Source organism: Limosilactobacillus reuteri subsp. porcinus, from assembly GCF_036621895.1.
GTDB lineage: Bacteria > Bacillota > Bacilli > Lactobacillales > Lactobacillaceae > Limosilactobacillus > Limosilactobacillus reuteri_J.
Window position 1 is genome coordinate 1 of record NZ_LN887412.1, and the last position, 8,672, is coordinate 8,672.

General features: G+C 41.6%; 9 protein-coding genes. 7 read left to right on the plus strand and 2 right to left on the minus strand.

What is annotated here, in order from left to right; all coding sequences use genetic code 11:
* Nucleotides 1-28: 28 nt before the first annotated feature.
* The 3 genes from tpiA to AACL61_RS05370 are packed head-to-tail and all read left to right on the plus strand — an operon-like array spanning nt 29 to nt 2,362.
* Nucleotides 29-808, plus strand: a complete 780-nt coding sequence (gene tpiA, locus AACL61_RS05360) for a triose-phosphate isomerase (RefSeq protein WP_102816473.1) — start codon at nt 29-31, stop codon at nt 806-808.
* An 11-nt stretch (nt 809-819) separates the two neighbouring features.
* Nucleotides 820-1,686 (plus strand): class II fructose-1,6-bisphosphate aldolase, encoded by an 867-nt coding sequence (fba, locus tag AACL61_RS05365; protein WP_035160021.1) that lies wholly within the window; start codon nt 820-822, stop codon nt 1,684-1,686.
* A 19-nt stretch (nt 1,687-1,705) separates the two neighbouring features.
* A complete protein-coding gene (locus AACL61_RS05370) occupies nt 1,706-2,362 on the plus strand; it encodes a histidine phosphatase family protein (protein WP_339111089.1) in 657 nt (218 codons plus the stop codon).
* Nucleotides 2,363-2,400: 38 nt separating this feature from the next.
* Here the strand turns inward: AACL61_RS05370 and AACL61_RS05375 are convergent, their stop codons facing one another.
* On the minus strand, nt 2,401-2,865 hold the full coding sequence (locus tag AACL61_RS05375) for a low molecular weight protein-tyrosine-phosphatase (protein WP_003667233.1): 465 nt from the start codon (nt 2,863-2,865) through the stop codon (nt 2,401-2,403).
* Between the two features lie 129 nt (nt 2,866-2,994).
* Between AACL61_RS05375 and AACL61_RS05380 the strand changes: the two genes are divergently transcribed.
* The 4 genes from AACL61_RS05380 to cshA all read left to right on the plus strand — a co-directional run bounded on the left by AACL61_RS05380 (nt 2,995) and on the right by cshA (nt 7,564).
* Entirely contained in the window at nt 2,995-3,564 is a 570-nt protein-coding gene (locus AACL61_RS05380) for a LemA family protein (RefSeq protein WP_003667234.1), read from the plus strand.
* A gap of 2 nt (nt 3,565-3,566) precedes the next feature.
* Complete coding sequence (gene htpX / locus AACL61_RS05385; RefSeq protein ID WP_019254264.1) at nt 3,567-4,463, plus strand: zinc metalloprotease HtpX; 897 nt, start codon at nt 3,567-3,569, stop codon at nt 4,461-4,463.
* A 153-nt stretch (nt 4,464-4,616) separates the two neighbouring features.
* Nucleotides 4,617-5,996, plus strand: a complete 1,380-nt coding sequence (locus tag AACL61_RS05390) for a UDP-N-acetylmuramoyl-tripeptide--D-alanyl-D-alanine ligase (RefSeq protein ID WP_085681068.1) — start codon at nt 4,617-4,619, stop codon at nt 5,994-5,996.
* A 71-nt stretch (nt 5,997-6,067) separates the two neighbouring features.
* Nucleotides 6,068-7,564, plus strand: a complete 1,497-nt coding sequence (gene cshA, locus AACL61_RS05395) for a degradosome RNA helicase CshA (protein WP_003667239.1) — start codon at nt 6,068-6,070, stop codon at nt 7,562-7,564.
* 80 nt (nt 7,565-7,644) lie between these two features.
* Here the strand turns inward: cshA and AACL61_RS05400 are convergent, their stop codons facing one another.
* The gene (locus AACL61_RS05400) at nt 7,645-8,568 is read right to left on the minus strand and encodes an IS30 family transposase (protein WP_102816468.1); all 924 of its coding nucleotides are present in this window, start codon (nt 8,566-8,568) and stop codon (nt 7,645-7,647) included.
* Between the last annotated feature and the right edge of the window lie 104 nt (nt 8,569-8,672).

Consider the following 8,672-nt stretch of genomic DNA (forward strand, 5'->3'; position numbering starts at 1 on the left):
TATTTATAGAATACGAGGAGGTAAAGGAATGCGCAAACCGTTTATTATTGCGAACTGGAAAATGAATAAAAATGTTCATGAATCCGTTGCGTTTGTTAAAACAATTAAAGAAAAACTCCCGGCAAATAAAGAAATTGGGATCGCGGCACAAGCAGTCTCGCTCTATAACATGAAAAAAGTGGCGGGATCTTCCAACTTACAAATTATTGCTCAAAATGCATCTGCTGAGTTAGAGGGACCGTATACTGGAGAAATTAGCATGCGAAGTTTAGCAGATGCGGGCGTGACATACGTGATGCTAGGGCATTTAGAGCGCCGGCGCCTTTTTAACGAGAATAATGATTCAATTAATCAAAAAGTTTTAGCAGCCCTCAATGCTGGTATTATTCCAATCATTTGTACGGATGAAGAGATGGTCCAAACAGAAGTTAACGGACAAATTCATTATGTATTTCGCCAACTAAAAAGCGTCCTTAAAGGGGTACCAGCTAATAAACTATCACAGATTGTTATTTCATATGAACCAAGTTGGGCCGTTGGGAGCACGCATCAAGCAAATCCAGACATTGCGGAAGAGGGATGTCAGGCAATTCGTCAAAGTCTAGTTGAAATGTATGGTAATGAGATTGGCGAGCAAGTCCGAATACTCTATGGTGGCAGTGTTAATCCCGAGAATATTGGTCAAATTATGAGTAAACCAAATGTTGATGGGGCGCTAATCGGTCGCGCAAGTCTCGAGATTGAAAGCTTCTTACAAATGATTAATTATATCGAATTAGCGAGCAAGCAGAAGTTACAGGTAATTTAGGAGGAAGAATGATGGCTTACTTTGATAACGGAAACAAACTTTTTGATGATGCACGGAAGAATCAATACGCAATTGGGGCATATAATATTAATAATCTTGAATGGACCCGGGCAATTTTGCGGGCGGCAGCGGAGACTAATACCCCAGTACTGATCCAAGTTTCAATGGGAGCTGCCAAATATATGGGTGGTTATAAATTTGTCAAAGATATGGTTGAAGACCAGATGGATGCAATGGAAATTAAAGTTCCAGTTATCCTGAATCTGGATCATGGTGACTATGATGCAGCGATTGAATGCATTAACTTAGGGTATTCGTCAGTCATGTTTGATGGCCATAAGTTGCCGATTGAAGAAAATTACGCCAAAACCAAAGAGATTGTCCAATTAGCGCATTCACGCGGCATTGCGGTTGAAGCCGAAATCGGTAAAGTGGGAGAAAATCAGGATACCAGCAGTGGGGAACTTGCTGATGTTGAAGATGCAATGGCGTTTGCAGCAATGGGGGTTGACCGTCTTGCTTGTGGGATTGGTAACATTCACGGCATTTACCCTGCTAACTGGCCAGGGTTAGACTTTGACCGCCTTCAAGAAATTGCGAATGCGATTGATATTCCGCTAGTGCTTCACGGTGGTTCAGGAATTCCTAGAGAACAGGTTCAAAAAGCAATTTCAATGGGGATTGCAAAGGTGAATATCAATACTGAATTCCAGTTAGCGTTCCAAGATGCAACCCGGAAGTATATTGAAAATGAATTAGACCTCAATAAAGAACAAAAAGGATATGATCCGCGGAAATTATTACTTCCCGGAACAGATGCAATAACTGCTAAAATGAAAGATATGATTGAATGGTTAGGCACGCCAGCAGTCGCCTAATTATAATGGAGGTTATCGAATGGCAATCACAGTTTACTTTGTCCGGCACGGTGAGACCTACTTCAACCGGTTTGCTCGCCTGCAAGGATGGTCAGATACCCCGCTTACAGAAAAAGGAGAGATGGATGCTAAAAAGATCGGCCAAGTTTTAGCGGGCTTAAGGATCGATTACCTTTTCTCCAGTGATTTAAAACGAGCAGTTGATACTGCACGGCTTTTAATTGCGGATCACCTAACTGCGACGGTGAAGGAACCAATCCAAAAAAAGTTCTTCCGCGAGGTATTTTATGGGTCTTTTGAAGGTCATAGTAATGAAGAAGGCGCTATCTGGGCAAGCTATCTTGAAGGTAAGCGATTTAGGCGTATCGGTGAATTAGTTGATGAGTTTGGCGTTGAAAAAGCGCATGACTTACTGAAAGCCGCCGATCCGGCTCACCTTGCAGAAGATAGTAATGAATTAAATGCCCGTGTAGAGCAGGCAATTGCCTTTTTGCAAAGCTTACCGGATGAGAGTAATGTGGTTGTAGTAGCCCATGGATCGATTATCCAATATATTGCGGGGATGTATGGGAAACCTGGATACAAGTATGAAAACTTACATAACGGCGCGCTGATGAGGGTTCAGCTAACAGCTAGAGACGTTGAAATTACTGGATACAATCAATTTAAACTATAAAAAGAGGCAAGGAATTATTTTCCAAACCTCTTTTGTTGTTAGGACAATTCTTTAGTAATTTTATCCAGCCATAATGGCAATGTCTCGTTTAGGCTATTGTAAGTATCTTCAAAGCGGTGAGTATACCAAGGATCAGGAATTTCTTGATCTTCTTTGCCAGGAATTACTTCATATGCTAAGTGGACTTTATCACGATCTTGCGCTGGTGCAATGCGTTGTAAGTTGTACTTGTTCATATTATCCATGCAGATGATGTAATCAGCCCACTCGAAGTCTTGTCGTGTAATTGGGCGTGAGATTAAGCCATCCGTTGATAACCCGTGTGCGTGCATTGTCTTTGCGGCACCTGGGTGGGGACCATTTCCTTCTTCTTCGTTACTTGTTCCAGCAGAATCAACATTGATTTTGCCATTTAATCCTGCGTCATCAACCATTTGCTTGAACATTGCCTCGGCCATTGGTGACCGACAAATGTTTCCTAAGCAGACAAATAAAACGTTCATGTAATCACCTCGTTTATACTTCTATCATACCGAAAAAGATAATATTTTGCTAAAATATTCGGGAATCCTAACACTATCCTTAAGTTTTTGGTAAAATTAAGAACAAATATTTTTAGAGGAGGAACAAAAATGACCCTTATTATTGTAATTGTTGTCATTGTCTTGTTGATTGCTATTTATGCAGGACTTTACAACAGTTTGATTCAATTGCGGACACACGCACAAGAATCCTGGAGTCAAATTGATGTTCAATTACAACGACGTAACGACTTGATCCCTAACTTAATTTCAACAGTTAAGGGCTATAGCAAGTATGAAGCGGGAACCTTGGAAAAGGTGACAAAGCTGCGGACGGAATTAAATAGTATTCCAGACAGCGATCATGCTAAAAAAATGGAAGTTTCCAATGAATTAACGGGAACTTTACGGACATTGTTTGCCGTCGCTGAAAATTATCCAGACTTAAAAGCGAGTGCTGAATACCAAAAATTAATGGAAGAATTAACCAATACTGAAAACAAGATTGCCTACTCACGGCAGCTTTACAACAGTACTGTGGCGGCTTTAGATGCTAAGATTCAATCTTTCCCAAGCAATATTGTGGCTAAAATTCATCACTTCCAACAAATGGATTACTTACAAGTGCCAGAAGAAGCCAAGGCTGTGCCAAAAGTTTCATTTGATGATTTAGGTGATTAAGCATGTTATATCAGCAAATTGCCCGTAATAAACGAAAAACAATTTTGGTGATGTTTGGGTTCTTTGTATTGCTTGCTTTAATTGGGGCCGCGATTGGCTATTTATTTGCGCGGACAGCGATTGGCGGCATGATCATTGCGGCGATTATTGCGGTGATCTATATGTCTGTGATCATTGGTCAATCGACTGATGTAGTGATGCGGATGAATAACGCGACGGAGGTACGATCAGCGAGTGATGCGCCAGAACTTTGGCATATTGTTGAAGATATGGCTTTAGTTGCACGGGTACCAATGCCGAAAGTCTATATCATCCATGACCCAAGTCCCAATGCTTTTGCGACTGGTAATGATCCTGAGCATGCTGCTGTGGCCGCTACTACTGGTTTGATGGAAAAAATGAATCGTGAGGAACTAGAAGGGGTAATGGCCCATGAAATGACTCACGTTCGTAACTATGACATCCGTCTGCAAACAATTGCGTTAGCCTTAGCATCCGCAATCGCAATGCTTGTTAATTTTGCTGGAAATTTCTGGTGGATTGGTGGTCGGAGCAGTAGTGATGACCGGGATAATCCATCAAGTATTTTCGCCATCCTTGGTTCGATTCTTTTGATTATCTTAGCGCCATTGGCAGCAACCATTGCGCAGATGGCTCTTTCACGTAATCGGGAATACTTAGCCGATGCAGGTGCTGTGGAATTAACCCGTAATCCGCAAGGGATGATTAGTGCATTGGAAAAGCTAAAAACTGCTGTTCCAATGAAACATGTGGACCCAAGCAGTTCGGCATTATATATTAGCGATCCAGAAAAGAACGCTAAGCACCATCCTTTTTCAAATCTATTTGACACTCACCCCCCGCTAGATAAGCGAATTGAACGGTTGCGTCAAATGTAATAAGTTTATAGCAAAGACTGAGAAAAAACTTTTGCTTTTTCTCAGTCTTTGCTATTTTTACTCACGACTTATTGTTTTTAATCGCCTTATACTAGTGAGGGTGATATAATTAAAAAGCTAGACCAAAGTATCAAAAGAAGAGGTATCTTTTTCATGAAAATGAAATTAGCGGAAATTGCCAAGGCGATCAACGCACAAAATGACATTGAACAATGGAAAGACGTAGAAGTGACTAGTGTGTCATTTGACAGTCGACACTTAGATCAAGGGAGCTTATTTGTTCCATTGCAAGGTGCCCAAGACGGCCACCAATACGTACCGAGTGCTTTTACCAATGGTGCAGTAGCTAGTTTATGGGCTAGTGACCATGAGATAACGGATCAGACGCACCCGCTATTAGTCGTTAGTGATCCACTAGCGGCCCTTCAACAACTAGGGAAGTACTACTTGCATAAGATCAATCCGATTGTTGTTGCAGTTACAGGCAGTAATGGGAAGACGACGACTAAAGATATGATTGCGTCAATCTTAAGTACGCAGTTTAATGTCGCGAAGACATATGCTAATTTTAATAATGAGATTGGAGTTCCAGTAACGCTTCTTAACATGGAGTCTAATACCGAAGCAGTGGTAGTTGAGATGGGTATGGACCGTTTTGGTCAGCTTGACTTCTTAAGTAAGCTTGTAAATCCTGACATTGCCGTTATTACAATGATTGGGGAAGCACATATCGAATTCTTCGGGACTCGTGATAAGATTGCTGATGCAAAGATGGAAATTACCCATGGCCTAAAGGAAGATGGAACACTAGTATTTAATGGGGATGAACCATTATTAGAGGAACGGGTAAAAGATCTTGCCCAACGACAGATGCGCTTTGGTCGGCAACTAAGCAATAATTTGTATGCAACAAGTGTCCGCGATGAACCACGGCAGTTATCATTTACCGTCAACGAATGGCCAGATGAAGAATTCACTATCCCAATGGTTGGTGAATACAATATTAATAATGCGTTAGCGGCTATGGAAGTGGGTAAGATTCTGCATATTACTCCCGCCCACATGAAGCAAGCGTTGGCAAACGTTGAATTAACGGAAAATCGTGCTGAATGGGTTAAAGGAAAGAATGGTGAACAGATCTTAAGTGATGTTTACAATTCAAACCCGACCGCTGCCAAGGAAGTCCTTAAGACGATTGCAGAAACACCAGTAGCTGGTCGCCGGATCGCCGTATTAGGGGACATGCTGGAATTAGGGGATGCTGCGGCAAAGTTGCATGCTAGCTTAGCAGAAGAGATTGACCACCAAAAGATTGCTAGTGTTTACCTTGTAGGCGAACAAATGAAAAATCTTAAAGACAAGTTGATCCAAGAAGGATACCCAGCTGAAGATATCTATCATTATGCTGCTAGTGACCTTCAACAATTAATTGCCGATCTTACGACTACTTTGACAGGTGATGATATTGTCCTATTGAAGGCAAGCCATGGCATTCACCTAGAAGAAGTCTTGACGGCATTAAAAGCAGAATAGTTAATATATTTGCCAGTCGATTACTGATGCTTATATCATAAATCGACTGGTCATTTTTAGGAGGAAAATTTTTGAAGTTTAGTGAATTAGGCTTATCCGATAGCCTATTAAAAGCAATCAAACGGAGCGGATACGAAGAAGCAACACCAATCCAAGAACAAACGATTCCAATGGTTCTTGAAGGTAAGGATGTTATTGGGCAAGCACAAACAGGGACTGGTAAGACGGCTGCTTTTGGATTGCCAATTATTGAAAACGTTGATACTGAAAATCTCAATATTCAAGCAATTATCATTTCACCAACACGTGAATTAGCAATCCAGACTCAAGAAGAACTTTATCGTCTTGGTAAAGATAAACATGTTCGCGTGCAAGTAGTATATGGTGGGGCAGATATTCGGCGCCAAATTAAGAGCTTGAAACAACACCCACAAATTCTCGTGGGGACCCCTGGACGGTTACGTGACCATATTAACCGTCATACAGTTAAACTTGACCACATTAAGACCCTTGTCCTCGATGAAGCAGATGAAATGCTAAACATGGGATTCTTAGAGGATATTGAATCAATCATCAAGGAAACACCAGATGATCGGCAAACATTGCTCTTCTCAGCAACCATGCCACCAGAAATCAAGCGGATTGGAGTTCAATTTATGTCTGATCCGGAAACTGTGCGGATCAAGGCCAAAGAATTGACTACTGACTTAGTTGATCAGTACTATATTCGCGCGCGTGACTATGAAAAGTTTGACATCATGACCCGTTTAATTGATGTTCAAGATCCTGACTTAACAATTGTCTTTGGTCGGACAAAGCGGCGGGTAGATGAATTGTCGAAGGGCTTGATTGCGCGTGGCTACAATGCAGCTGGTATTCATGGTGACCTTACTCAAGATAAGCGTTCTAAGATCATGTGGAAATTTAAGAACAATGAACTTGATATCTTAGTTGCAACAGATGTGGCTGCTCGGGGCTTAGACATTTCCGGGGTTACGCATGTTTATAATTATGATATTCCATCTGACCCAGACAGCTATGTTCACCGGATTGGCCGAACAGGACGGGCAGGACATCACGGGGTATCCTTAACCTTTGTTACCCCAAATGAGATGGATTACCTTCATGAGATTGAAAAATTAACCCGGGTACGGATGCTGCCACTTAAGCCACCAACAGCTGAAGAAGCATTTAAGGGTCAAGTTGCCTCAGCCTTTAATGATATCGATGAATTAATCGCGCAGGATTCAACTGATCGTTATGAAGAAGCCGCTGAAAAGCTACTAGAAACTCATAATGCAACTGATCTGGTAGCAGCATTGTTAAATAACATGACGAAGGAAGCGGCCAGTGAAGTTCCAGTTAAGATTACTCCTGAACGTCCTCTCCCACGGCGTAACAAGCGGAATAACCGTAATGGCAACCGAAATAATTCGCATGGTGGCAACCACTACCGGCGTAAGAATTTCCGCCGTCACCAACATGGTGGTGGTCACCGAAATGATAACCATGGAAAGAGCCATTCCAGTCGCCATGCATTTAATATCCGTCATCGAAAAGAAGATTAATTAGCTAAGAAGTCTTTGGTTGAGATTTGACCAAGAACTTTTTTTAATTTGGCAGATTGCAAGAAATAACTTGAACAAAGTTAGTGACGCAGATTACGCAAAAAGATCTCAATTGGTGTGCGCCAGTTTAAACATTTGAGTGGCCTGGAGTTCAAATACCAGTTAATTTGAATTAACTCATCATCAGTGATTTCCTCAATCGGTTGACCTTTGGGGATAAAGCGTCGTAGTACTCGGTTGCGATTCTCATTACTGCCCCGTTCATGTGGAGAATAAGCATGCGCAAAGTAGAGGGGAATCCTGGCCTGCTCTTCAATTAGCTTGTAGTTAGCGAATTCTTTCCCATGGTCAACAGTAAGGGTCTTGAGATTATCTTCTAACTGGTTAGTTAATTCTAAAATGGCCTTGGTCATTGAGGTACTATCTCGTCCCTGAAGCCGTTTAACGATGATAAGACGACTCTTACGCTCGACAAACGTAGCTATTGCTTGACCTTTACGCTTTCCAGATAAAACTGTATCTGCTTCAAAGTGACCTGAGGTATGACGGTCAATAACTTCAGCGGGACGATCTTCAATGGAACGTCCATAGCTAAAAGTCCCACGGGTTTCTTTGGCTCGTCGGCGGCGAATTCCATGGTCAGGTAAATCAGCCACGCCAATATCCAATACTCCTTGATCAATCCAGTTGTAGATGGTCTTGTAGGCGATTCTAACTACATGAGCCACTTGTTCAATCGACCATTTTTGGATCTTAATCTTTTCTTCAATTAATCGCTTGAGGTTAGTCGTTAAGATGGTTTTACGCCCACGATGACTAAGTTTAGCTTCATGATCAACTTGAGCTTTAACTGCGTGATATTCACCAGTCAAACGATGAACCTCATTAAAGATCGTGGTTTTACTGAAGCCAAGGTAATCAGCGATGTATTTAAGGGAGCGGTTTTCATAACGAAGAGTTTCGATGACAACACGGTCTTCAAATGATAAAATAGTGGTGCCCATAAAGGTCCTTCTTTCTAATGGAATGTTGTGGTGACACCATTAAAGACCTTTATGGGTTTTTATGTCCACTAATATGTTCAACTTAAATTTTACAATCTACCATA